The organism is Frondihabitans sp. Leaf304 (assembly GCF_001423105.1).
GTDB lineage: Bacteria > Actinomycetota > Actinomycetes > Actinomycetales > Microbacteriaceae > Frondihabitans.
Genome location: NZ_LMNV01000003.1, coordinates 239,533 through 264,100, shown reverse-complemented (window position 1 = coordinate 264,100; position 24,568 = coordinate 239,533). Strand labels below are relative to the sequence as shown.

Sequence of the window (24,568 nt, the reverse complement as noted above, 5' to 3'; positions counted from 1 at the left end):
GTCCGGCCGACGGTGGGCGTCGTCAGCCTGACCCAGGGGCGTCGACCGGACGACCTGCGGGCCGGGCTCGAGTCGGTCCTGCGGCAGATCGACGTCGAGCTCGACATCGTCTGCGTGGGCAATGGGGCTGATCCCGGCGCGCTTCCGGGCGGCGTCCGATCGCTTGTGCTCCCTGAGAACGTCGGAATCTCGGCCGGGCGAAACCGGGGTGCCGAGGCTGTCTCCGGTGACTACGTGTTCTTCCTTGACGACGACGCGGCCCTCGCCTCCGACACGTTCCTGGCCGACGCGATCGCCCTCGTCGAGACGGCGGGTGACATCGGTCTGCTTCAGCCGCGCGTGACCGACCCGCGCGGTGTCGGGGACCCGCGCCGATGGATCCCTCGGCTGAAGAAGGGGTCGGCCACCGACTCGGGCGACGTCTTCTCGGTGTGGGAGGGCGCGACCCTCCTGCGTCGGAGCGTGTTCGACGCGTGCGGCGGCTGGGGAGAGCCCTACTTCTACGCCCACGAGGGCATCGAGCTGGCCTGGCGGGTCTGGGCGCAGGGCCTGCGCGTCTGGTACGCGGGCGACCTGGTGGCTCACCATCCCGCCATCGACCCGGCGCGTCATAGCCAGTACTACCGGCTCAACGCCCGCAATCGTGTGTGGTTGGCCAAGCGCAATCTGCCGTGGCCTCTCGTGCCGGTTTACGTCGGATCCTGGACTCTGGTGACCCTGGTGCGGTGGGGTCGTCGGCCCGACCGCATGCGCCCCTGGCTCGCTGGATTCCGAGAGGGGTGGTCTTCGGCTCCCGGGGGGCGTCGGTCGATGGGATGGCGGACGGTCATCCGGATGACCCGCGCCGGGCGCGCTCCGATTCTCTAAGGCGGGTTCTGCAATGCTGAGAGAGAGCGGACTCGGTCGGGCCAACTGGCCCGTCTCCGGTGCCGCCACCGCCGTCAACCATTTCGAAGGAGCCTGATGCCGATCGTTCGAGATCTCGGTCTCGCCCTCGGGCTGGTCAAACGCTCGGTGCGCGCCCGTCGCACGCGCAAGCAGCTGGCGAAACGCGACCTGACCCTGACAGCGCCTCGGCCGGGCGTCGTGCGCGTCGCGGTCTATTTCGCCGACGGGCCGGTGAACCTCTACCAAATTCGGCAGTGGTACGCGCCCCTGGCGCATCTCAACAGGACGACCCCGGTTGCCATCGTCGTGCGAAGCCCCGCGACGATGCTGGCGCTGCTGTCCGAGTCGCCGGTTCCGGTGGCCTATGCGCGCCAGGTCGCCGACCTGGAGGCCTTCGTCGAATCGCAGCCGATCGCGATGACCCTGTACGTCAACCAGAACTCTCGCAACTTCCAGATGATGCGATACGCGCGCATGTGGCACGTCTTCGTCAATCACGGCGAGAGCGACAAGATGTACATGACGACCAACCAGTTCAAGACGTACGACTACGCGTTCGTCGCAGGCAAGGCAGCATTGCAGCGGCTCGGCGCGAAGCTCTGGGACTACGACCTCGACCGCCGCGCCATTCTGATCGGGCGCCCCCAGGCCGACCACTTCGCTGGCGCACTGCCCTATACGCCCGACGGCCGTATCGTCGTCCTCTACGCTCCGACCTGGGAGGGCGACCGTCCCGCCGCCGCGTACGGGTCGATCGCGTCGCACTCGGCGCTCGTGCCGGCGCTGCTGGCGACCGGCCGGCACCGGGTCGTCTATCGGCCGCATCCGCGCAGCGGTGTGCGCGACCCCGACTATCGCACGGCTCACGAGGGCATCAAGCGGCTGATCGAGGAGGCGAACCGCAAGGATCCCGCTGCCGGTCACCTCTTCGACGACGGACCCGACCTCGGCTGGCAGCTCGCTGCGGCCGATGTCGCGATCACCGACATCTCGGCGATGGTCTACGACCGGCTGGCCACAGGTCGACCGTTGCTTATTGCACGACCGGTCTCACCCGAGGCCGAGGTCGACGAGGGGGGTTACCTCGGGTCGGCCGAGTGGGTGACGGCCGATCAGGCTAGCGACATCGTTCGATTGGTCGACCGGGTGCTTCTCGACTCCGACGCGCGGGAGCGCCTCGACTTCTGGGCCGAACACCACTTCGGCGACACGACTCCGGGGGTGGCGACCCGCCGATTCGAGTCGGCCGTCGCGCTTCTCGAGAGCCGGTGGCACGAGTTCGCGGCACAGAGCCCGCGCCCGGAGGCGTCACCGTCGGGTGACGCTTCTGAGGCGGGGCCAGATGACGGCGACGACTCTCACCGCGACTAGTCACGAATAAGGCATATACAAATGAGGCATAAAGAGTGCCTCTTTATATAGTCTGGACATGCTGACGTGGGTGCCGTATTCGTAGGGTATGCCTGCTCCCAGTTCTGAAGCGTCACGCATCGTCGGCGAACGGATCAAGGCGGAACGACTACGGCTTGCCCTCAGCCAAGACGAGGTCGCCCATCTGGCGGGCATGAACGTCTCGAACTACGGCAAGATCGAGCGCGGCATCGGCAACCCCGTGCTGCACACGCTCGTGCGCATCTCGGCAGTTCTCGACATCGACCCGGCGCAGCTCGTCGCCGGACTCACCGCAGATCACCTCCCGGCGCTTCTCGAGGCGTTCAGCGCCGCCGACTATGTCGCCGAGCAGCGTCGTCGAGCCGGGCGCCAGCCCAGCTGACGGAGCAACCCGGCGGCGACGCCACCGGCCTCAGAAGCTAATGCGCCAGAGGTACTCCTCGCCATCGGGGCGGAACCAGCGCACTACGACGATCGAGTCGGTGCTCTCCACCCCGATGAGGGTGAGTCGGGCGCTTCTGCCCGGCTCGAGGGTCAGTGGTTCGAGCGGGACCAGGTGGCCCGACCCGAGGAGGGTCGCTCGGAGGTTGGTCACCCTCTCGTCACTCATATTGACGAGGCGGATGACGTGCGGAGCATCGTCGCGGTCGATCCAGAACGGGACGGGGTAGGCGGGGGCGTGGCTTCTCATGGGACGACCCTAAAAGGGGCCTACGACGAATGGCCCGGCACCCCTGTGGAGGGCGCAATTGCTGGGGATAATCCCGAGGGGCGGGGGTCTGTGGAGGCGCAAACGACCCCGTGTGCCGGCTAATTACAGACGGCGGTCAGGATCCTAATTCGACGGGAAACGACGCGGGCGGCGGCCCAAAGGCGGTGCGGGAGCTCGTGACGACCCGGCGACCGAGCGTGTGATTGCCCACACCACCGATGACGGCACCGATGCCGAACGGAATCGCGCGACCGATGATCGACGTCGACTGCGAGCGGAGGAAGCGCTTGGTGAACTCTTTGCGCACGAGCCCGGAGAGACCGGAGAGCGACGCCTTCGGAAGGCGCTCGGCGACGAGGTCGCCCCAGAACGCCGATCGCGCGGGGCCCGAGCCGATGGCCTCGCCCGCGAGCTGCTTGACCAGGTCTGCGCCCGGCCCGCCGAGCATCATCGCCATGACGATGGTGCGAGCACGTTCGGGGTCGGTCACGGCGACACCGTGCACCTCGGTTACCGACTGGGCATAGAGGGCGCTGGCCTCGAGGAAGTACGCCGTCTCGGCCCCGGAGAGGGCGAGGGAGAGCGGAATGCCGATGCCGGGGATGACGGCGCTCGCTCCCACCGCGGCCCCACCCGTCGTCACGGCGGCGAGGTATTCGCGCTCGAGAGTGCGGAGGACCTGCGCCGGAGTGTGATTCGGGTGACGGCGTCGAAGCTGGCGCACGTGACTGACGACGACCGGGTGCTGAACCGTCAAGACCCGGTTCAGAGTGCGCTGCCATTTGGGGCTGTCGGTATCGCGCGTCAATTGACGACCGACCTCGCGCAGTTCTTGACCCTGGATCGGAACGGCCCAGGTCTCGTCGACCGCCGAAGAACGGGAATCGGCCTGATCGACCTTGTCGAGAGAGGCTCGGTCGAGTTCGGCCTTCTCGAGGGCTGCTTTTTTGGATCGTCGCATCCTCGTGACATTACGCCTTGGTCTTGGGAGCCAGATCGGCGTTGTACCTCGCCAGCGCCTCGGTGATCGGGCCGTCGAACACGAGCGCCCCCTTGTTGAGATAAAGACCGCGGGTGCAGAAGCGCCGGAGGTCTTTCTCGTTGTGCGAGACGAAGAACAGCGTGCGACCCGCGCTGAGCATCTCTTCGATGCGGCGGTAGCACTTCTCCCGGAACGCTCGGTCGCCGACCGCGAGCACCTCGTCGACCAGGATGATGGGCTCTTCGAGGCGCGAGATCACCGAGAAGGCGATTCGCACCTTCATGCCGCTCGACAGGTGCTTGTAGGGCGTGTCGACGAAATCGGCGATCTCTGCGAAGTCGATGATCTCATCGAAGGCTTCGTCGATCTCGGCCCGTCGCATACCGTGGAGGCCCGCGGTCAGGTAGACGTTGTCGCGCACGCTGAGGTCGCCCACGAAGCCGCCGGTGATCTCGATGAGCGGCGCGACGCCCTTCTCGACCGACACGCGTCCCTCATCGGGCAGAACGACCTCGGCCACGAGTTTCAGCAGGGTCGACTTGCCCTGGCCGTTTCGGCCGACGACCCCGATCGACTCGCCTGGCTGCACCTCGAACGAGACGTCGCGGAGGGCCCAGAACTCGCCCGGCCTGGTGCGACGGCTGCTGTCGGCGAAGAGGTCTTTGAACGACCGACGGGCGCGACGATTGCGGCGGTACCGGATGCCGGCGCCCGAGACCCGGATGACGGGATGGTTCTCGCCCATCAGATCTCCTTCAAGACGGCGCGCTCCGAGGCGCGGAAGACGAGGATCCCGACGAACAGAATCACCACCGACATGAGGGCGGCAACGACGACCTCCAGCGGTCGGAGCTGATCGGGGAAGAACGCCGATCGGTAGAGCCCGAAGATGCCGCTGAGGGGGTTGAACGCCGCGACCACGTGAAAGGATTCGGGGAGGTTCTTCGTTCCGTAGATGATGGGCGACGCGTAGAAAAGGAAGCGCAGGATGAGCTTGACGGCGCGCTCGAGGTCGCGGAAGAAGACGACGAGCGGCGCGATGATGAGGCCGAGGCCGGTGACGAGGATGGCCTGCAGGATGATCGCCAGCGGGAAGAACACCACCTCCCAGTGCAGCGGGGCCCGGGTGATCAGAGCGAAGATCGCCAGCACGGGGAGGCTGAACAGGAATTCGATGCCCTTCGAGGCCACGATCCGGTTGACCCAGATGGTGCGGGGGATCTTCGTCGACCGGACCAGCTTGGCGTCGGAGGTGAACGCCTTCGTGGCATCCGACACCCCACCGGTGAACCACTGCCAGGCGAGGAGGCCGCTGAGCAGGAAGACGATGTACGGCTCTTCGCCGACGTCGCGCTTGAAGACGACGGTGAAGACGAAGAAGTAGATCGCGCTCATCAGCAGCGGGTCGAGGATCGACCAGAGGTAGCCGAGCGCACTCGTCGAGTAGCGGACCTTGAGGTCGCGCGACGTCAGCAGCCAGAGCACCTGCCGGTAGCGCGCGAGACCGGTCGCTCGGGGCGAGGCGATCGTGCTCGAAGGGGGAGAGAAAGTCGTCACGGGAGTCCTATGTCGTCAGGACACCCCGCCGAACGCGTCAGACGAACAGGTTGGCGCGCTCGAGGTCTTCCGCGAAGTCGACCTCGACGGCGTAGAGGTCGGAGATGTCCACCGGTACGAAGCGTAGGGCATTCTGTTCGATGCCCAGCTCGATGCCGCGCTCGAAATAGTCTTGGCTGTCGACGCGACCGAGCTGGCGAATCAGGTCGGCCTTGTCGGCCTTCGAGACGAAGTTGATGCCGACGGCCTCGCCGAGACCGTGCTTGACCTGCTTGGAGAGCTCGTCGATGAAGCCCTCGGCGTCGGTGGTGTATTTGACCTCTTCGTCGGAGACGCTGGAGGTGTTGACCGAGACGAACGACTGGTCGGACGAGATGTACGGCACGGCGCGGGTGAGAGCTGCGGGGTCGAAGACGACGTCGCCGTTCATCCAGAGCACACTCGACGACCCGGTCGCCTTGAGGGCGCGAAGCAGGCTCTTCGAGGTGTTGGTCTGGTCGTACTGCTCGTTGTAGACGAAGCTCGCGGTCGGGAAGGCCTCGACGATGTGCTCGTACTTGTACCCGACGACGACGGTGATCTTCACGTCGGCACCGAAGGCGCTGCGGATGTTCTCCATCTGCTGCTGCATGATGGTGCGGCCGTCGGCCAGCTCGGTGAGGCACTTCGGAAGGGAGCGGCCGAGGCGCGTGCCCATACCTGCTGCCAAAATAACGATCTGCGTGCTCATGCGTGTCTCCTCTGGTTCGAACCCGGCCGGGCGCTTCGCCCGGGGCGAGAGCAGCCCGTGCGTTACCGACTGTTCGTCGTCGTCACACCTGGGGTTTGTCGTCTGCGGCACAGCGATGTGCAATCTGAGAGTACCGGCAAAGCGTGATAGGGGGACGGATTGTCAGGTGTTTGTCGCCTATTCGTGACGTCGGCGACTCGCCTCGGGGAGGCGGGGACCGGGATCCTCGACCGGTTGCTACGGTTGAGCGTCCGGGAAGAAGGACGACGACCACTCGTGCATTGGGGGACACCGTGAGCAACACGGAAGGCGCAGACGGCGGGGTCGCACACGGGCAGGGCGACCAGATCGAGACCGGCGGGGCACCCGCCGACAAGGCGGTTCCGGTGACGCGCACACCGGCTGCGAAGCGGACCCCGGATACCCCGGGCGCTCGCAAGCCCACGCCGAAACGGACGCCCGCGACCGCCCGCACGGCCGCTGCCGCGAAGACGGCTGCCGCGAAAACCACTGCCTCGAAGCCGGCGGGGGCGTCGCGCACGACGGCCGCCTCCAAGACGGCCGCAGCCAAGGCGACCGCGGCGAAGGAAGCAGCCGCGAAGGTGAAGGCCGAGGCGGCCAAGGCTGCAGCCGACGAGAGCGAAGCCGTCGCCGACTCCGACTCGGTCGCCGACGAGGCCGAGCCGGTCGTCCGTGTGACGCCGGCCCGCGCACCGCGCGCATCCGCAGCGACGCGAAGGCGCACGTCGCCGACGCCGACGCCGACGGCATCGGCATCGGCATCGGCGGAGGCGCCTGTCGTGATCGCATCCCCAGAGCCGAAGGCACCGGCAGAACTCGAGGTCGAGCCGGAGCCGGACGACGCTCCCGGGGCGGAGCCCGCTCCCGAAGCCGAGCCAACGCCCGTGGCTGAGCCCGCGTCAGACGCCGAGCCCGAGGCGGACGCGACCGTTGCCCCGATCGCCGAAGACGATCCCGAGACGGAGGTCGACGAGACCCCGCTGCCCGAGTCGGATCCTTCAGCCGATGCCGCTCGCGAGAGCGCGCCCGTCGTGCTCTCGATCAAGGGCCTGGTGAAGCGCTACGGCGCGACGACGGCCGTCGAGAACATCGACCTCGACGTGCACGCGGGCTCGTTCTACGGAATCGTCGGGCCGAACGGCGCCGGCAAGACCACCACCCTGTCGATAGCGACCGGGCTGCTGCGCCCCGACGAGGGAACCGTGACGATCCTCGGCGACGACGTCTGGAGCGCCAAGGAGTCATCAAAGGCCAAGAGATCGCTCGGCGTTCTGCCCGACCGGCTGCGGCTGTTCGATCGGCTCACGGGGGCGCAATTCCTCTACTACGCCGGCACGCTCCGGGGCCTCGACGGTGCCACAGCTCGCAAGCGGACCGCCGACCTCGCCGAGGCGTTCGGCCTGCAGGACGCCCTCGGGCGCCTCGTCATGGACTACTCGGTCGGCATGACGAAGAAGGTCGCACTCGCGGCCGCGATCATCCACTCGCCCCGACTGCTGATCCTGGACGAGCCGTTCGAGTCCGTCGACCCCGTTTCGGCCGCGACCGTGACCGAGATCCTCCAGCGCTACGTGCGCGGCGGCGGCACCGTGCTGCTGTCGAGCCACAGCATGGATCTCGTCGAACGCATCTGCGACAGCGTCGCCGTGATCGTCGACGGGCACGTCCTGGCCCAGGGAACGGTCCACGACGTGCGTGCGGGTCGCTCGCTACAGGAACGGTTCGTCGAATTGGCCGGCGGGGGAGCAGCGACGGAGGGGATGGAATGGTTGCACAGCTTCTCCGACTGAGGCTGCTCTCGATCGCGAACCTCGTGCGCTTCGGCCTGCGTCCGGCCTTCGCCACGGTCGTGCGAGTTGTCATCGTGCTCGCGGCCTCGATCGCCGTCGCGACGCTGACCAGCCGCCTTCGTTTCGACCCTCTGCCCGAGGTTCAGGCGCTCGTCGTCGGAGGTGGCGCCCTTCTGCTGGTGGCGTTCCTCGTCGCACCGTTCGCCTCGTCGCGCCCACCGTGGGGAGACCCGCGTCGCCTGTACGGCTACCCGATCGGCACCGACGCCGCGGCCGGCGGTCTCGCTCTCGCCGGGGCCATCGGGTTGCCGACGCTGTCGCTGCTGATCCTCGGCGCCGGCTACGTCCGGTCGTTCGGCGAAGGCTCGGGCATTGCCGCTCTGGCCGTCGTGTCCGCCGTTCTCGCGGGGCTCACGGCGCTCCTCCTCGCGCTGGTCGCCTCGACGATCAACACGATGATCACCGGGCGCCGTGCTCGCGACCTCCTCGCGGTCGGAGGCGTGGTCGTCGCCCTCGTGCTGGTGCCTCTCGTGATCGACCTCATCCGCGTCGTGCTTCCGGGCGGATACCGAGGATCCGGCACCGTCGCGTCTCTCCTCGCCGCGACGCCCTTCGGTGCCGCGGTTGCCCTTCCCGGCCACGCCGCCACCGGCAGCACCGGTCGCGTGGTCGCCGACGTCGTCGTTGCCCTGCTCACGCTCGCCGTGCTGTGGTGGGTCTGGCGGATGCTGGTGGGGCGTGCCCTGCACCGCCCGCCGGCGCCCACTCTCGAGGCGGAGCGAGTGAGCCTCGGCTGGTTCGATTTCACGCGGGGAACACCGGGCGGTGCCGTTGCCGCGCGCAGCCTGACGTACTGGGTGCGCGACGCCCGATACCGCTGGTCGCTCGTGATCCTCCCGTTCCTCCCGGTGCTCATCGTGCCTCTCGGAATCGCGGGCATCGACTGGCGTCTGCTCGCTCTCATCCCCGTGCCGGTCATGTGCCTGCTGCTCGGCTTCCTGCCCCACAACGACGTGGCCTACGACAACACGGCCCTGTGGATGCACATCTCGGCGAATACGCGCGGGCTCCCCGATCGCCTCGGACGGCTGACCCCCGCCCTCGTCATCGGCGTCCCTCTGGCCCTTGTCGGCTCGCTGGTAGCCGTGGCCCTGCGGGGCGACTACACCGCCTACGGCCCCGAGCTGGGCATCTGCGTCTCATTGCTCTTCTGCGGCCTCGGCCTGTCGAGCATCCTGTCGGCGGCGCTGCCCTATGCGGCCGTCCGCCCCGGTGACGATCCGTTCCAGCAACCCCAGTCGACGAGCTCGGCGGCCGGCTGGTCGCAATCCCTGCTCGTCGGCGGGGCTGTCCTCCTCAGCGTGCCGACCGGCGCGATGGCGATCGTCGCGACGCTCGATGGGCGCAGCGACCTGGCGTCGGCCGCCCTCTGGACGGGCCTCGGCACCGGAGCCGTCGTGCTGGTGGCGGGAGTCGCCATCGGGTCGTGGGTGTTCTCACGCCGAGCCCCCGAGCTGCTGGCGTTCGCGCTGCGAAGCTGACTCGCGCCGGGTGCCGGGGCGCAGGATCCTTCGGGTCGCCCTTCAGAGGACGCGGCGGGCGGCGTACGATGGTCGGCATGAGCGACACGGGTAGCGGAAGCGAAATCACCGGCGGCGGAACAGACGTTCTCGACCGCGAGTTGGAGAAACTCCTCAACGAGGAGGCCATCGAGCCGGGCGATCACGAACGTTTCTCGCACTACGTGCCGAAGAACAAGATCATGGAGTCGGCGCTGTCGGGCAAGGCCGTCAAGGCGCTCTGCGGCAAGAAGTGGACTCCGGGTCGCGACCCGGAGAAGTTCCCGGTCTGCCCGACGTGCAAGGCGATCTACGAAAAGATGAAGTCCGAGTAGAGGCCTTCTCGGCTCGACTCTCTGCTGACGCACCCGGGGTCTCGGCCCGTCCGGCCCCGCTCACTCGTAACGGGTTGGGATGACTGGCTCGCCGCGACCCAGGCTGAACGCAGCCTGCGGCAGCTCGCCCACGGCGGCTTCGCGGTGTGCTCGGGCACGGAGGACGCCCTCGGGGCCGGTCCAGCGCTCGTCGATCGTGCCGTCCGTCACGAGCGGCACCAACAGCGTGCGCTCGGAGGGGCCGACTTCGGTCGAGCCAACCCGGACGATCTCTTCGGACGCGATTCCCTTGCGCCGGGCCCGGACGGCAAACTTGCGACCGCCGACGGTGGCTTTCTCGGCGGATTTCTTGCCGACCGACACCCACTCGCCGCTGTCGTCGCGGTGCGCCACCAGCTTGAAGACCATCGACGCGGCCGGGTGGCCCGAGCCCGTGACGACGCTGGTGCCGACACCGTAGCTGTCGACGGGGGCTGCCCGCAGCGCCGCGATCGTGAACTCGTCGAGGTCGTTAGTGACGGTGATCTTCGTGCCGGTGGCACCGAGCGTGTCGAGCTGGCGCCGCACCTGCGCGACGAGCTGGGGGAGGTCGCCCGAGTCGATGCGAACGGAGCCGAGCTCCGGCCCGGCCACCCGCACGGCCGTCTCGACCGCAGCCTCGATGTCGTAGGTATCGACGAGAAGCGTCGTCGACGGGCCGAGGGCGTCGACCTGCGCGGTGAAGGCGGCCTCTTCGGTGTCGTAGAGAAGCGTGAACGCGTGGGCGGCCGTGCCCATCGTCGGGACTCCCCAGGTGCGACCGGCCTCGAGGTTGCTCGTTGCTCCGAAGCCGGCGATGAACGCGGCACGTGCCGCCGCGACAGCGCTCCACTCTCCGGTGCGCCGCGAACCCATCTCGGCGAGGGGGCGCCCGTCTGCCGCCGCGACCATGCGCGCCGCAGCGCTGGCGACGGCGGAATCGTAGTTGAAGACGCTCAGCGCGAGCGTCTCGAGGAGGACCGCCTCGGCGAATGTCGACTCGATGATGAGCAGAGGCGAGTTCGGGAAGAAGAGTTCGCCCTCGCGATAGCCCCAGATGTTGCCGGTGAACCGGTAGTCGGCGAGCCAGTCGATCGTGGGGGCGCCCACGACGTTCTGCTCGCGGAGCCACTCGAGCTCCGGTTCGCCGAAGCGGAAGCGCCGGAGCTCCTCCAGGAACCGGCCGGTGCCGGCGACGACACCGTAGCGGCGGCCCGGCGGGAGGCGTCTGGTGAACACCTCGAACACGCTCTCGCGAAGGGCGGTGCCGTCGCGGAGGCCCGCGTCGAGCATGGTGAGTTCGTACCGGTCGGTCAGGAGTGCACTGGTCACGCAGCCAGCCTAGGCCCCGCCATCGTGCCGCGTGCCTCTTGCAAATTCGAAGGAAACACCCGCTGACGCCGACGAAGTCATGCCGATCGCGCGGGGTCGAGCGCGCGGATCTCCTTCAAATTCGGCAGCGGCCCGACCGGTAGACTCGACCATCGTGACGGACGCACCCATCGGAGTCTTCGACTCGGGCGTCGGCGGCCTGACCGTCTCCCGGGCGATCATCGACCAGCTGCCGCGGGAGTCGATCCGCTACGTCGGCGACACGGAGCACATGCCCTACGGCCCCAAGCCGATCGCCCAGGTGCGCGAGTACGCGCTTGCCGTCATGGACGACCTCGTTGCCCAGGGCGTCAAGCTGTTGGTCATTGCCTGCAATACGGCCTCCGCGGCCGTCCTCCGCGATGCTCGCGAGCGCTACACCGGCCCGCACGGCATCCCCGTCGTCGAGGTGATCCAGCCGGCCGTGCGCGCCGCGATGAAGCAGACGCGCACCCGTCGCGTCGGCGTGATCGGCACCTCCGGCACGATCGATTCGCGGGCCTACGAAGACGCTTTCGCGGCCGCCCCCGACCTCGCTCTCTTCACGCAGGCCTGCCCGCGCTTCGTCGAGTTCGTCGAGGCGGGCGACACCTCCAGCGCCGAGTTGCGCGCGGTCGCCGAGGAGTACCTCGCCCCGCTCCGCGACGCCCGCGTCGACACCCTCGTGCTCGGCTGCACGCACTACCCGCTGATGTCGGCAGCCATCCAGTACGTCATGGGCCCCGATGTGACCCTGGTCTCGAGCGCCGAAGAGACCGCCAACGACGTCTACTCGACGCTGGTGGCCCACGACCTCGACCGGCGCGATGGCGCTGCGCCCCTCTACGACTTCCAGGCCACCGGTGCCGACCAGGCGGGCTTCATCCGGCTCGCCAAGCGTTTCCTCGGCCCCGAGGTCTCGACGGTGAGCCACCTCGAGACCGGAACGATCGATCTTCCCCCGGAATTCCGGGCGAACCGAACCAAGGAGAACACCGCATGACAGAACGCGCCGACGGCCGACAGACAGACCAGCTCCGCGAGGTCACCATCGAGCTCGGCTGGAGCCCGCAGGCGGAGGGCAGCGCCCTCGTCAGCTTCGGCAACACCCGCGTGCTCTGCACGGCGTCCTTCACGAACGGCGTGCCGCGCTGGCTTGCCGGCAAGGGCAAGGGCTGGGTCACCGCCGAATACGCCATGCTGCCGCGCGCCACGAACTCCCGCAACGACCGCGAGAGCGTCAAAGGCAAGATCGGCGGGCGCACGCACGAGATCTCCCGCCTCATCGGCCGCAGCCTCCGCGCCGTCGTCGACATGAAGGCCCTCGGCGAGAACACGATCGTGCTCGACTGCGACGTGCTCCAGGCCGACGGCGGGACCCGCACGGCCGCCATCACCGGCGCCTACGTCGCGCTGGCCCAGGCGATCCAGTGGGGCAAAGACAACAAGTTCATCGCCCAGAAGGCCACGCCCCTCTCCGACAGCGTCTCGGCCGTCTCCGTCGGCATCATCGACGGCGAACCGATGCTCGACCTCGCCTACGTCGAAGACGTGCGCGCCGAGACCGACATGAACGTCGTCGTCACCGGTTCGGGCACCTTCATCGAGGTGCAGGGCACGGCCGAGGGCGCCCCCTTCGACCGCGACGAGCTCAACTCGCTGCTCGACCTCGCGCTGGCGGGCGCCGTCGACCTCAGCGCGATCCAGAAGCGCACCCTGGAGGTGTGACCGTGGCACCCTCGACCGTGAAAGTCGTCCTGGCGACGCACAATGCCCACAAAGTGGCCGAGCTCCGTCGGATCCTAGGTGATGCCCTCGACGGAGTCGAGCTCCTCACCTACGACGGCCCAGAACCGGTCGAAGACGGCGACACCTTCGAGGCCAATGCCCTCATCAAAGCCCGGGCTGCCGCCGAATACACCGGCTTGCCGGCCCTTGCCGATGACTCGGGTATCACCGTCGACGCCCTCGACGGGGCGCCAGGCATCCACTCCGCCCGCTACGCCGGCACCCGCCACGACGGCGACAACCTCCGCCTGCTGCTGACCAACCTCGATGCTCTCGGCGGCGCCGATCGAAGCGCCTCGTTCGTGTGCGCCGCGGCGCTGGTCATACCGCCGTCGGTCGCCTCCGTCGGGCCCGACGGCCCGGCCGAGTCGGTCGAATCTGACGAATATGTCGAGCTCGCGACCTGGTCAGGGCACGTTCTCGATAAGGCGTCAGGATCCGGCGGCTTCGGCTACGACCCGATCTTCTGCCCCGCCGGTGAGAGCCGCTCGGCAGCGGAGCTCAGCACGGCCGAGAAAGACGCGACGAGTCACCGGTCGCAGGCGTTCCGGGCACTCGCGCCGCGGGTTGCCGCGCTGGTCTCGTAGGGCCCAACTCCGACTTCGAGGCTGACCCGACGTGGAACGGCCAAACCGACGCACCGCGGCACGTCGGGTTGGCCGTTTCACGTCGCCTTGCCTCGCCTTGCCTTGCCTAGCGGCTGCGGCCCGCGGCTATGCCTGAGGGGACGCCTGCGCCTCTTCGAGCTTCTTCGCTTTGCGCGACGAGCTCAGCACCTTGATCACGATCGGAATGACGGTCGCTGCGACGGCGCCCAGCAGGATCAGGTCGATGTAGTTCTCGACGAACTGCGCCACCGGCGGGATGTGGCCGATGCCGAAGCCGATCATCGTGATGCCGAAGCCCCAGGCGATGGCTCCGATGGCGTTGAAGAGCGAGTACCGGCGGTAGTGCATGTGGGCGATGCCCGCGGCAAGGGGCAGGAAGGTGCGGATCACCGGCACGAACCGGGCGAGAATGACGGCGCCCGACCCGAAGCGGGTGAAGAACTCGTTCGTCTTCTTGACGTTCTCGGACGAGAAGATGCCACTGTCTTTCCGCTCGAAGATGCGCGGACCGAACTTGTGCCCGATCAGATAGCCGAGCTCGCCCCCGAGGAACGCCGCGACCGCGATGAAGAGCGCGATCAGGACGATGGGCATGCCGAGGCCGCCCGGTGTGGTCGCCGCGAGGACGCCCGCGAGGATGAGCAGGGTGTCGCCGGGAAAGATGAAGCCGATCAGAAGGCCGGTCTCGGCGAAGATGATGGCGCAGATGCCGAGCACTGCCCACGGCCCGAACGCGTGAATGAGGGCCTCGGGATCGAGGAAGGGGATCGCGGCGAGCGGCAGCATGGGGAGAACTCCAGGAAGAACGAACCGAAGGAGGTCGGTGCGCCCGCTTCGTGATCGGGGCAAGCGTATCGGACACGGAAGACAGCGACTCTGGGGGTAACCCCCGAGGATCTCTCCGGTATTCCGGGCGGCCCCGGTGCCTCTGTCTGGGATCTCGGCTTACAGTGCGGGAGAAGGGACTTGAACCCTCACGCTCGAAAGCACAGGAACCTAAATCCTGCGTGTCTGCCAATTCCACCACTCCCGCGGCGAGACGAGTGTACCCGGCAGCGCGGCACCGGGAGCCTCGTCAGCGCTTCAGATGCGGCTGATGCGGCGAATACCGCGGCACATAGCGGAGCAGGATCCCGGCCCCGACGAACCCGAGCACGCCCATGACGCCGGACGCGAGCGAGATCGACACGAGCGCCGTGATCCCGGCGATCAGCAGGGGCGCGGCCGCGCTGCCGAAGTCGCCCGTGAAGCGCCAGGCACCGAGGAACGGCGCCGGGTCGGATTTGTCGGCGAGGTCGGCGCCGAGGGTCATCAGGATTCCCGATCCGATGCCGTTCGCGACCGACATGAACATGGCGACGCCGATGAACCACGTCACGTTGTTCGGGAGGGCATGCGTGACCGACAGCACGAGGTACGAGAGGCCGAGCCCGACCATGCAGGGCATCGCGCTCCACATCCGCCCCCAGCGATCCATGATCTGGCCGCTCGTATAGAAGAGAGCGAAGTCGATCGCCCCGGCGATACCGATGATGAGCGCCGTCTGCGACGATCCGATGCCGATCGAGACCGCCCAGAGGGGCAAGATCACCTGGCGCCCGGCGCGCATGGCACCGATCAGCGCCGCACCGCTGCCGAGCTTTACGAGCACGCCGCGGTGCTTCCAGAGGGTGGGGAACAGGCCCTTCGACTCGGTGCCGACCTCGATCTCGCCGGTGGTGGGAGCGGCGCTGGGGTGGCGCAGCGACCTCGTTGCGAGCGCTGCCGCCGGATCCTTGATCACCAGGAGAACGCCGGCTGCTGCCAGGCACGCGACGATGTGAATCCAGAAGGCGGACTGCACGGCGCCGGTCAGATGGATGAGCCCGGCCGAAAGGAAGGGGCCGACGAAGTAGCCGAGACGGAAGACTCCGCCGAGGCTCGACAGCGCGCGGGCGCGGATCTCGGGAGGCACGAACGAGGTCATGAACGCGTGGCGAGCGAGGGCAAAGACCGCGGTCGAGAGTCCGATCAGGAAGACGCCGATCGCGAGAATGACGACGTTCGGCGAGAAGACGCAGACGAGCAGGCCGATAACGCTGACCAGGGCCGCGCCGATCATGGCGGTGCGCTCGCCGATGCGAGAGACGAGCCAGCCGCTCGGGATGTCGCCGAAGAGCTCGCCGACGAGGATCAGCGAGGCGACGAACGCCGAGAGTGCCAGGGTCGCACCGAGGTTGTCGCTCGCCACCGGGATGATCGGGATGATCGCGCCCTCGCCGATGGCGAAGAGGGCGGCGGGGAGGAAGGCAGAGAGTGCGACGGATCGCATCGAGAAGGATCCGTCGGCGCTGGTCATCGAAGACGACTCTAGACCCGAGGTGGCAGAGCCCCGAGACGTAGACTGGTTCGCATGAAGGTTCTGGCAGCGATGAGTGGCGGCGTCGACTCCGCCGTAGCGGCAGCCCGGGCCGTCGATGCCGGGCACGACGTGGTGGGAGTGCACCTGGCGCTGAGCCGGATGCCGGGAACACTGCGCACCGGCAGCCGCGGCTGCTGCACGATCGAAGATTCGATGGACGCCCAGCGGGCCGCCAACATGATCGGCATCCCCTACTACGTGTGGGATTTCTCGGAGCGGTTCAAGCTCGACGTGGTCGACGACTTCGTCGCCGAGTACACCGCCGGCCGTACCCCGAACCCGTGCATGCGCTGTAACGAGAAGATCAAGTTCGCCGCCCTGCTCGAGAAGGCGGTGGCCCTCGGCTTCGACGCCGTCGCGACCGGTCACTACGCCTCGATCGAGATCGACGCCGACGGCAACAAAGAGCTTCACCGGGCGAGCGCCTGGGCCAAAGACCAGTCGTACGTGCTCGGCGTGCTCACCAAGGAGCAGATCGACCACTCGATGTTCCCGCTGGGCGCCACGCCCTCCAAGGCCGAGGTTCGTGCCGAGGCGGCGGCCCGCGGCTTCACGGTCGCGCAGAAGCCCGACAGCCACGACATCTGCTTCATCCCCGATGGCGACACCCGCGGCTGGTTGGCCGACCGGGTCGGCGCAGAGCAGGGTGAGATCCTCGACCGCACGGGCGCTGTGATCGGTCAGCACGAGGGTGCGCACGCCTTCACCGTCGGCCAGCGGAAGGGCCTCAATATCGGCTATCCGTCGGACGACGGCAAGCCCCGCTTCGTGCTCGAGGTGCGCCCGAAAGACAACGCCGTCGTGGTCGGCCCGAAAGAGGCCCTCGACATCCGAGAGATCGCGGGCTCGAAGTTCTCCTGGGCCGGAAAAGCTCCCGAGGATCCCACGGAGCCCTTCGCCTGCGACGTGCAGATTCGCGCCCATGCCGATCCCGTTCCCGCGGTCGCCCGAGTGTCGGCGGTCGAGGGTAGAACTGAACTTGTCGTCACACCCGACGAGCCGCTCAACGGAGTGGCTCCCGGCCAGACGGCCGTCGTGTACGTCGGCACCCGTGTGCTCGGTCAGTGCACGATCGACCGCACGGTCAGCGCCGTGCCGGTTCCCGTTCCCTCTTTCTAGGAGTACCGCATGGCCGAGGCCACCCCGACGACAGACCTCGAGGCGGCCCGCGATGAGGCCCAGTCTCTGACGACCCGGATCCTCGAGCTGCGCGACCAGTACTACGAGGGCAACGCCTCGACGGTGGCCGACGCCGACTACGACAAGATGGTGCACCGCCTCGACGAGATCGAGCGCGAGCACCCCGAGCTGCAATCGCCCGACAGCCCGACCCAGACCGTGGGCGGCCGGGCCGAGACCACGCAGTTCGCCCCCGTCGAGCACGCTGAGCGCATGCTCAGCCTCGACAACGTCTTCGACTTCGACGAGCTCGCCGAGTGGGCCGGCAAGGTCGAGCGCGACGCCGGGGCGGAGCGCGTGCGGTTTCTCTCCGAGCTCAAGATCGACGGTCTCGCGATCAACCTCCGCTACGAGAACGGCGTGCTCGTCACGGCGGCGACCCGGGGCGACGGTGTGGTCGGCGAAGACGTCACCGGCAACGTGCTGACGATGGGCACGATCCCCGAGCGCTTGTCGGGCACGGGGCATCCTCCGCTCGTCGAGGTCCGCGGCGAGATCTTCTTCCCCGTCGCCGAGTTCGATGCGCTGAACGCCGCCCAGCTCGCCGCAGGCGAGCGTCTGTTCGCCAACCCGCGGAACGCTGCAGCGGGCTCCCTCCGGCAGAAGGAGGAGGGCAAGAGCCCCGAGAAGAAGGCGCTCATGGTGAGGCGGCTCAAGGGGCTCCGCATGCTCGTCCACGGCATCGGCGCCTGGCCGGTCCGTGAGCTCGAGGCATCCACCGATGTGACGGCCCAGTCTGAGATCTACGGCCTGCTGGGGTCGTGGGGCCTGCCCATCTCGACTCACTTCCGCGTCTTCGACACCGTCGCCGAGGTCGAGAAGTTCATCACGAAGTACGGCGAGCAGCGCGCATCGGTCGAGCACCAGATCGACGGCATCGTCATCAAGGTCGACGACCTCGGCCTGCACGAAGAGCTCGGCGCGACGTCGCGGGCCCCGCGCTGGGCGACCGCCTTCAAATACCCGCCCGAAGAGGTCAACACGAAGCTCCTCGACATCGTCGTCAGCGTCGGGCGCACCGGTCGGGCGACGCCGTTCGCCGTGATGCAGAAGGTCGAGGTCGCCGGGTCCGAGGTACGGCAGGCGACGCTGCATAATCAGCAGGTCGTCAAGGCGAAGGGCGTGCTCATCGGTGACACCGTCGTGCTGCGCAAAGCCGGCGACGTGATCCCCGAGGTGCTCGGCCCGGTGGTCGAGCTCCGCGACGGCACCGAACGCGAGTTCGTCATGCCCGAGAACTGCCCCGAGTGCGGCACGAAGCTGGCGCCGGCAAAAGAGGGCGACATCGACCTCCGCTGCCCCAACAGCAAGAGCTGCCCGGCGCAGGTGCGCGGTCGGGTCGAGCACATCGCCTCGCGCGGTTCACTCGACATCGAGGGCCTCGGCGAGGTGGCGGCGGCTGCGCTGACCCAGCCACTCGAACCGAAAGAGCCCCCGCTCCGCACCGAGGCGGGCCTCTTCGAACTGACGATCGACGACATCCTGCCGATTCGCGTGATCGTGCGCGACTCCGAGACCGGCATGGAGAAGCTCGACGGCGACAAGCCGAAGGTCATGTCGCCGTTCCGGGTGGCAAAACTGCAAGAAGACGGCTCACCGACGCCTTCGAAGCGGGCGGAGGTGCTGCTCGAAAATCTCGAAAAGGCGAAGACGAGCCCGTTGTGGCGGATCCTGGTCGGTCTTAGCATTCGCCACGTGGGGCCGGTCGCCGCGCGCGCGCTCGCCGACTACTTCGGGTCGCTCGACGCGATCCGCGCTGCCTCCCGCGACGAACTCGCGGCGGTCGACGGAGTGGGCGGCATCATCGCCGACGCCCTCCTCGCCTGGTTCGAGGTCGACTGGCACGTCGAGATCATCGACCGGTGGACCGCCGCGGGCGTACAGTTCACGACCCCCGGCCACCCCGGGCCCGGGGCTGCCGTGTCAGCCGGGGGAGTCCTCGCGGGTCTCACGGTCGTGGCCACGGGATCGCTCGAGGGGTTCTCGCGCGAGGGCGCCCAGGAGGCCATCTTGGCTGCCGGGGGCAAAGCCGGAAACAGTGTCAGCAAGAAGACCGACTTCGTCGCGGCTGGGCCGGGCGCCGGTTCGAAGCTCACGAAGGCTGAAACCCTCGGGGTACGCATCATCGACGCCGCCGAATTCGCGATCCTTGTCACGACGGGCCCGACGGGGCTTGACGACCCCAGTGAGGGGGATGAGGGTATCCCCAGTTCGGGTGACGATACCGAGTGATTCCACCCCAGTACTGGTCACAGGAGGCGTCGCGCTCCTAAGCTGTGTGCTAGCTCATCGATCTCGTCTGTAGGGGTACAAGATTCGGGTGGGCTAGTAGAGGAACCCCGACGTGCTGTTCTTTGCCGCAGCCATCCTGATTTCCTCGGTCCACGTGCTTGGTGTGGCCGGGCCTACAGCCGTGCCCATGAGCGACGCGACCGCCCAGCAGGTGTCGGCGCCGAGCCACCACGTGTCGGCCACGGCGACGCCTGTCTCCCTGGTCGACAGCCGCATCGCACCCGGTCGAGAGATCCGCTCGGCCGTCTCGCTCGCGCCCGCCGTCGCGGCCGGCGATCTGACCGCCTGCCGGGGCGAGGTCACCGACGCTGCCGCGTGTCTCGACGGCCTCGGCACAGCTCCCGTCGCCACGCTCGAGAGGTTCGGCCGTTCACTCGACTCCGACACCGGCGAAGACGTCGCCTTCGCGACGGCCGTCGGGCGCCAAGGATCCGCCACGGCCACGAGGTCATGGTGGCAATCTCTGGGGCTCGAGCGCCGCACCGCCCTCGCCACGGCGCTCCCGTCGATCGTCGGCAACCTCGAGGGCATCCCCTACAAGATCCGCGACGCGGCCAACCGACTGACCCTGGAGAGCACGCTCCAGCGCCTGAGTGCCCGGGCCGCGCAGTCGCACGAGGCCGTCGGCGGGTCGACGGAGGCACCACGAGTGGCCATGCTCGACCAGGTGCAGGCCGCACTGGCAGCGGGTTCCGACCGGAGTCTGCTCTCACTCGACACCGTGTTTCCGGGTCGGGCCGCCGTGGCGGTCGGCGATGTCGACCGGGCGGCCAACGTCAGCGTGATCGTGCCGGGCATGCTCTACACGGTGACAACGCAGATGGTGAGCCTCACGGGGGCCGCCGCTGATCTGCAGAGCTCGCAGACGTTCTGGTCGAACACCCTCTCGACATCGGTCTCGCACCACGTCGCCACCTCGGCCGTCGTCGCGTGGATGGGCTACAAGACGCCGGGCCTGACGAACGTGCTCGGAATCGGTCTGGCCACGACGGGAGCACGGCAACTCGAAGACGCCATCCAGGGCCTCGACGCCGATCGCCGAACGGACATGCCGCGGGTCACCCTCATCGCGCACTCCTACGGATCGACGACCTCGACCATCGCCCTGTCGTCCGGTCGCATCCGGGTCGACGACTTCGTGGCCATGGGGTCGCCCGGAAGCGTGGTCGCAACGGCGTCGAAGCTCGACGTCACGGCCGGTCACGTCTTCGTCGCGGCGGCGGCCCTCGACCCCGTGGCGGGCAGTGCGGTGTTCGGGGCCGATCCCGGATCGATGGCGTTCGGGGCGAAGGAGCTCAATCTCGGGGCGATGGTCGATCCGTATACCGAGCAGCGAGTCACGGCCGTCGTCTCGCACAACGAGTACTTCACGGCCGGCAGCCACTCGATGCGCAGCCTCGCGCTCATCGGCATCGGTCGCGGCGACCTCGCCGACGGCCGACGGCCCGACCCGGGCGCGCCCGAGCTCACGAACGGCCCGTCGCTCGGGCTGGTACGGCCCCAGGACATCAACCGGGAGTCGGTGGGCGCGTAACGCCGACTCGCCTCCGAGCGCGGGGGAGGGCGGCGCCGTGCCGGATCCTCGGCGGGGCCCGAATAGACTTGGGGCCATGTCTGAAATCACCCGCGAGCAGGTGGAGCACCTGGCAGGTCTCGCCCGCATCGCCCTCACGCCCGACGAGATCGAGAAACTCACCGGAGAGCTGGGGCACATCGTCGACAGCATCGCGAAGGTGCAGGAGGTCGCCGGGCAAGACGTTCCCGCGACGAGCCACCCGATCCCGCTTTCGAACGTGTTCCGCGACGACGTGGTCGGCGAGACGCTGACGCAGGAGCAGGCACTCGCGGGTGCGCCCGAGCACGACGGAAGCCGCTTCAAGGTGAGCGCGATCCTGGGAGAAGAGCAGTGAGCGACGACCTTATTCGCCTGTCGGCGGCCGACCTGGCTTCGAAGCTCGCTTCGGGCGAGGTCTCGAGCGTCGAGGCCACGAAAGCCCACCTCGACCGGATCGCGAGCGTCGACAAAGACGTGCACGCGTTCCTCCACGTGAGCGAGGCGGCCCTTCAGACGGCGGCCGAGATCGACGCGAAGCGCAAAGCCGGAGAGAAGCTCGGCCCGCTCGCCGGTGTGCCGATCGCCATCAAAGACGTGCTGTGCACCTCCGACATGCCCTCGACCTCCGGCTCGAAGATCCTCGAGGGCTGGGTGCCGCCGTACGACGCGACCGTCGTCGCGAAGCTTCGCGCCGCCGACCTCGTGCCGCTCGGCAAGACCAACATGGACGAGTTCGCGATGGGCTCGTCGACCGAGTTCTCGGCCTATGGCCCGACCCACAACCCGTGGAACCTCGACCGGATCCCCGGAGGCTCCGGCGGAGGCTCGGCCGCGGCTGTCGCCGCGTTCGAGGCGCCGCTTGCCCTCGGCAGCGACACCGGCGGATCGATCCGTCAGCCCGGCGCCGTCACGGGCACGGTCGGCGTGAAGCCCACCTACGGCTCGGTGAGCCGATACGGAGCCATCGCGCTCGCATCGTCGCTCGATCAGGTCGGGCCCGTCAGCCGCACCGTGCTCGACTCGGCGCTCCTTCACGACGTCATCAAGGGGCACGACAAGCGCGACTCGACCTCGCTGCGCGACGAATGGCCCTCGTTCGCCGATGCGGCCACCGCCGGCCTCGCTCCCGGCTCGCTGCAGGGCGTCAAGATCGGCATCGTGAAGGAGCTGAACGGCGACGGCTTCCAGCAGGGCGTCAAGGCCCGCTTCGCCGACGCCGTCGCCTTGCTGACGAGTGCCGGCGCCGAGATCGTCGAGGTCTCGGCCCCCAGCTTCGAGTACGCGATCAGCGCCTATTACCTGATCCTGCCCGCCGAGGCGTCGTCGAACCTCGCGAAGTTCGACTCGGTCCGCTTCGGTCTCCGTGTCAACCCCGAGGGCGGCGGCACGGTCGAGCAGGTCATGTCGGCGACTCGCGAGCAGGGCTTCGGCCCCGAGGTCAAGCGCCGGATCATCCTCGGCACCTACGCGCTCAGCGCGGGCTACTACGACGCCTACTACGGCAGCGCGCAAAAGGTGCGCACGCTCGTGCAGCGCGACTTCGCCCGTATGTTCGACGAGGTCGACATCCTCCTCTCGCCCTCCGCGCCGACCACGGCGTTCCCGATCGGCGAGAAGATCGACGACCCGCTGGCGATGTACCTCAACGACCTGACCACGATCCCGGCGAACCTCGCCGGAATCCCCGGCATGTCGATCCCCATGGGCCTCGCCGACGAAGACGGCCTGCCGACCGGCATCCAGCTCATGGCTCCGGCCCGCGAAGACGCCCGCCTCTACACCTACGGTGCCGCGCTCGAGCAGCTCTTCGAGCAGTCGTGGGGTCACACACTCATCTCGAAGGCGCCGAGCCTCAGCGCCTCCGAACAGTCCGCCGCAACCGAGGGAGTCGTCTGATGGCCGCCCGCCCAGAACTGATGGACTACGACAAGGCTCTCGAGATGTTCGAGCCCGTCGTGGGCTTCGAGGTGCACGTCGAGCTGTCGACCAAGACCAAGATGTTCTCCGACGCCCCGAACGAGTTCGGCGGAGAGCCGAACACGAACATCACGCCGGTCGACCTCGGTCTTCCGGGGTCGCTGCCCGTCGTCAACGGCCAGGCCGTGAAGTACGCGATCAGCCTGGGCCTCGCGCTCGGCTGCTCGATCGCCCCGACGTCGCGCTTCGCGCGGAAGAACTACTTCTACCCCGACCTCGCCAAGAACTACCAGATCAGCCAGTCCGACGAGCCGATCGCGTTCGAGGGCTCGGTCGAGGTCGAGATGCCGGACGGCACGCTGTTCACGGTGCCCGTCGAGCGTGCTCACATGGAGGAGGACGCCGGCAAGCTGACTCACGTCGGAGGGTCGACCGGCCGGATCCAGGGCGCCGAGTACTCCCTCGTCGACTACAACCGCGCCGGCGTGCCGCTCGTCGAGATCGTCACGCACCCGATCATCGGCGCGGAGCACCTCGCCCCCGAGCTCGGTGCCGCCTACGTCGAGACCATCCGCGACATCGTCCGCGGTCTCGGCATCTCGGAGGCGAAGATGGAGCGCGGCAACCTGCGCTGCGACGCCAACATCTCACTGCGCCCCCGCGGCCAGGAGAAGCTCGGCACCCGCACCGAGACCAAGAACGTCAACTCGTTCCGCGCCGTCGAGCGCGCCATCCGCTACGAGATCCAGCGTCAGGCTGCGATCCTCGCCGCGGGCGGCTCGATCACGCAGGAGACGCGCCACTGGCACGAAGACACCGGGCGCACCTCCGCCGGGCGCCCCAAGAGCGACGCCGACGACTACCGCTACTTCCCCGAGCCCGACCTGCTCCCGGTCGAGCCGTCGCTCGAGCTGATCGACGAGCTGCGCGCGGCGCTGCCCGAGTCGCCGGCCGTGATGCGGACGCGACTGAAGGCCGAGTGGGGCTTCACCGACCTGGAGTTCCAGGACGTCAAGAATGCCGGTCTGCTCGGTGAGATCGTCGAGACGGTGAGCGCAGGATCCTCGCCCCAGGCCGCTCGCAAATGGTGGACCGGCGAAATCGCGCGCCTTGCCAACGCCGCCGGCCCCGAGGTCGAGGCCTCCTCGCTGGTCACCCCGCAGCAGGTCGCCGAGCTCATCACGCTCATCGACTCCGGCGAGCTCACCGACCGCCTCGCGCGCCAGGTGCTCGAAGGGGTCATCGCCGGCGAGGGATCGCCGTCCGAGGTCGTCGAGAAGCGCGGGCTCAAGGTGGTCTCCGACGACGGGGCGCTGATCGCGGCCATCGACGACGCGCTGGCTGCCCAGCCCGACGTGCTGGCCAAGATCCGCGACGGCAAGGTGCAGGCGGCCGGCGCGGTGATCGGCGCGGTCATGAAGGCGATGAAGGGTCAGGCCGACGCGGCCCGAGTTCGCGAGCTCGTGCTCGAGAGAGCGCAGGCCTGAGCTGTCC

The 24,568-nt window shown here is 68.2% G+C and carries 23 protein-coding genes and 1 tRNA gene; 15 read left to right on the top strand and 9 right to left on the bottom strand.

Going from position 1 to position 24,568, the window contains the following annotated elements; translation table 11 throughout:
* Positions 1–12 precede the first annotated feature (12 nt).
* From ASF54_RS11555 to ASF54_RS11545, 3 genes are all read left to right on the top strand, one after another.
* The gene (locus ASF54_RS11555) at positions 13–867 is read left to right on the top strand and encodes a glycosyltransferase family 2 protein (RefSeq protein ID WP_235481043.1); all 855 of its coding nucleotides are present in this window, start codon (positions 13–15) and stop codon (positions 865–867) included.
* A 96-nt stretch (positions 868–963) separates the two neighbouring features.
* Positions 964–2,259 (top strand): CDP-glycerol glycerophosphotransferase family protein, encoded by a 1,296-nt coding sequence (locus tag ASF54_RS11550; RefSeq protein ID WP_084816219.1) that lies wholly within the window; start codon positions 964–966, stop codon positions 2,257–2,259.
* Positions 2,260–2,347: 88 nt separating this feature from the next.
* Positions 2,348–2,662 (top strand): helix-turn-helix domain-containing protein, encoded by a 315-nt coding sequence (locus ASF54_RS11545; RefSeq protein ID WP_084816218.1) that lies wholly within the window; start codon positions 2,348–2,350, stop codon positions 2,660–2,662.
* Between the two features lie 30 nt (positions 2,663–2,692).
* Here ASF54_RS11545 and ASF54_RS11540 read toward each other — a convergent pair whose 3' ends face one another.
* The 5 genes from ASF54_RS11540 to ASF54_RS11520 form a co-directional block, all read right to left on the bottom strand.
* Entirely contained in the window at positions 2,693–2,971 is a 279-nt protein-coding gene (locus ASF54_RS11540; protein ID WP_055962966.1) for a hypothetical protein, read from the bottom strand.
* A 136-nt stretch (positions 2,972–3,107) separates the two neighbouring features.
* A complete protein-coding gene (locus ASF54_RS11535) occupies positions 3,108–3,953 on the bottom strand; it encodes a hypothetical protein (protein ID WP_055962963.1) in 846 nt (281 codons plus the stop codon).
* Between the two features lie 10 nt (positions 3,954–3,963).
* Positions 3,964–4,719: an ABC transporter ATP-binding protein gene (locus ASF54_RS11530; protein WP_055962961.1), complete on the bottom strand. Its 756-nt coding sequence runs from the start codon at positions 4,717–4,719 to the stop codon at positions 3,964–3,966.
* On the bottom strand, positions 4,719–5,531 hold the full coding sequence (locus tag ASF54_RS11525; RefSeq protein WP_084816217.1) for an ABC transporter permease: 813 nt from the start codon (positions 5,529–5,531) through the stop codon (positions 4,719–4,721). Before ASF54_RS11525 ends, ASF54_RS11530 begins: the two co-directional genes overlap by 1 nt.
* A 37-nt stretch (positions 5,532–5,568) precedes the next feature.
* Positions 5,569–6,261: a phosphocholine cytidylyltransferase family protein gene (locus ASF54_RS11520; protein WP_055962958.1), complete on the bottom strand. Its 693-nt coding sequence runs from the start codon at positions 6,259–6,261 to the stop codon at positions 5,569–5,571.
* A 293-nt stretch (positions 6,262–6,554) separates the two neighbouring features.
* Here ASF54_RS11520 and ASF54_RS16915 point away from each other — a divergent pair, with 293 nt between their 5' ends.
* The 3 genes from ASF54_RS16915 (at position 6,555) to ASF54_RS11505 (ending at position 9,966) form a co-directional block, all read left to right on the top strand.
* Complete coding sequence (locus tag ASF54_RS16915; protein ID WP_235481041.1) at positions 6,555–8,072, top strand: ATP-binding cassette domain-containing protein; 1,518 nt, start codon at positions 6,555–6,557, stop codon at positions 8,070–8,072.
* Complete coding sequence (locus ASF54_RS11510; protein ID WP_055962954.1) at positions 8,048–9,613, top strand: hypothetical protein; 1,566 nt, start codon at positions 8,048–8,050, stop codon at positions 9,611–9,613. The genes ASF54_RS16915 and ASF54_RS11510 overlap by 25 nt, the downstream gene beginning before the upstream one ends.
* A 77-nt stretch (positions 9,614–9,690) precedes the next feature.
* On the top strand, positions 9,691–9,966 hold the full coding sequence (locus ASF54_RS11505; protein ID WP_123942759.1) for a DUF3039 domain-containing protein: 276 nt from the start codon (positions 9,691–9,693) through the stop codon (positions 9,964–9,966).
* Positions 9,967–10,026: 60 nt separating this feature from the next.
* Here ASF54_RS11505 and ASF54_RS11500 read toward each other — a convergent pair whose 3' ends face one another.
* On the bottom strand, positions 10,027–11,277 hold the full coding sequence (locus ASF54_RS11500) for a nicotinate phosphoribosyltransferase (protein ID WP_055963970.1): 1,251 nt from the start codon (positions 11,275–11,277) through the stop codon (positions 10,027–10,029).
* A 193-nt stretch (positions 11,278–11,470) separates the two neighbouring features.
* Here ASF54_RS11500 and murI point away from each other — a divergent pair, with 193 nt between their 5' ends.
* From murI to ASF54_RS11485, 3 genes are read left to right on the top strand one after another with little or no spacing between them, the layout of a single operon-like run.
* Complete coding sequence (gene murI, locus ASF54_RS11495) at positions 11,471–12,337, top strand: glutamate racemase (protein WP_055962948.1); 867 nt, start codon at positions 11,471–11,473, stop codon at positions 12,335–12,337.
* Positions 12,334–13,062 carry a ribonuclease PH gene (gene rph / locus ASF54_RS11490; protein WP_055962945.1) on the top strand — a complete coding sequence of 243 codons (729 nt, stop codon included), beginning with the start codon at positions 12,334–12,336 and terminating at the stop codon, positions 13,060–13,062. The genes murI and rph overlap by 4 nt, the downstream gene beginning before the upstream one ends.
* A complete protein-coding gene (locus ASF54_RS11485) occupies positions 13,059–13,709 on the top strand; it encodes a non-canonical purine NTP pyrophosphatase (protein ID WP_055962942.1) in 651 nt (216 codons plus the stop codon). The genes rph and ASF54_RS11485 overlap by 4 nt, the downstream gene beginning before the upstream one ends.
* Positions 13,710–13,835: 126 nt before the next feature.
* On the opposite strand, the gene ASF54_RS11480 is transcribed toward ASF54_RS11485, so the two are convergent.
* The 3 genes from ASF54_RS11480 to ASF54_RS11470 all read right to left on the bottom strand — a co-directional run bounded on the left by ASF54_RS11480 (position 13,836) and on the right by ASF54_RS11470 (position 16,068).
* Positions 13,836–14,516: a DedA family protein gene (locus ASF54_RS11480; protein ID WP_055962939.1), complete on the bottom strand. Its 681-nt coding sequence runs from the start codon at positions 14,514–14,516 to the stop codon at positions 13,836–13,838.
* 165 nt (positions 14,517–14,681) lie between these two features.
* Positions 14,682–14,763, bottom strand: a tRNA-Leu gene (locus ASF54_RS11475).
* A gap of 42 nt (positions 14,764–14,805) precedes the next feature.
* On the bottom strand, positions 14,806–16,068 hold the full coding sequence (locus tag ASF54_RS11470; protein ID WP_055962936.1) for an MFS transporter: 1,263 nt from the start codon (positions 16,066–16,068) through the stop codon (positions 14,806–14,808).
* 54 nt (positions 16,069–16,122) lie between these two features.
* On the opposite strand from ASF54_RS11470, the gene mnmA reads away from it, so the two are divergent.
* The 6 genes from mnmA (at position 16,123) to gatB (ending at position 24,561) form a co-directional block, all read left to right on the top strand.
* Positions 16,123–17,250, top strand: a complete 1,128-nt coding sequence (gene mnmA, locus ASF54_RS11465) for a tRNA 2-thiouridine(34) synthase MnmA (protein WP_084816215.1) — start codon at positions 16,123–16,125, stop codon at positions 17,248–17,250.
* Positions 17,251–17,259: 9 nt separating this feature from the next.
* Positions 17,260–19,542 carry an NAD-dependent DNA ligase LigA gene (ligA, locus tag ASF54_RS11460; RefSeq protein WP_055962933.1) on the top strand — a complete coding sequence of 761 codons (2,283 nt, stop codon included), beginning with the start codon at positions 17,260–17,262 and terminating at the stop codon, positions 19,540–19,542.
* Between the two features lie 187 nt (positions 19,543–19,729).
* Positions 19,730–21,136: an alpha/beta hydrolase gene (locus ASF54_RS11455; protein WP_157510162.1), complete on the top strand. Its 1,407-nt coding sequence runs from the start codon at positions 19,730–19,732 to the stop codon at positions 21,134–21,136.
* A 76-nt stretch (positions 21,137–21,212) separates the two neighbouring features.
* Positions 21,213–21,512, top strand: a complete 300-nt coding sequence (gene gatC / locus ASF54_RS11450; protein ID WP_055962927.1) for an Asp-tRNA(Asn)/Glu-tRNA(Gln) amidotransferase subunit GatC — start codon at positions 21,213–21,215, stop codon at positions 21,510–21,512.
* On the top strand, positions 21,509–23,053 hold the full coding sequence (gene gatA, locus ASF54_RS11445; protein ID WP_055962925.1) for an Asp-tRNA(Asn)/Glu-tRNA(Gln) amidotransferase subunit GatA: 1,545 nt from the start codon (positions 21,509–21,511) through the stop codon (positions 23,051–23,053). The genes gatC and gatA overlap by 4 nt, the downstream gene beginning before the upstream one ends.
* The gene (gene gatB, locus ASF54_RS11440; protein ID WP_055962921.1) at positions 23,053–24,561 is read left to right on the top strand and encodes an Asp-tRNA(Asn)/Glu-tRNA(Gln) amidotransferase subunit GatB; all 1,509 of its coding nucleotides are present in this window, start codon (positions 23,053–23,055) and stop codon (positions 24,559–24,561) included. Before gatA ends, gatB begins: the two co-directional genes overlap by 1 nt.
* The last annotated feature ends 7 nt before the right edge of the window (positions 24,562–24,568 follow it).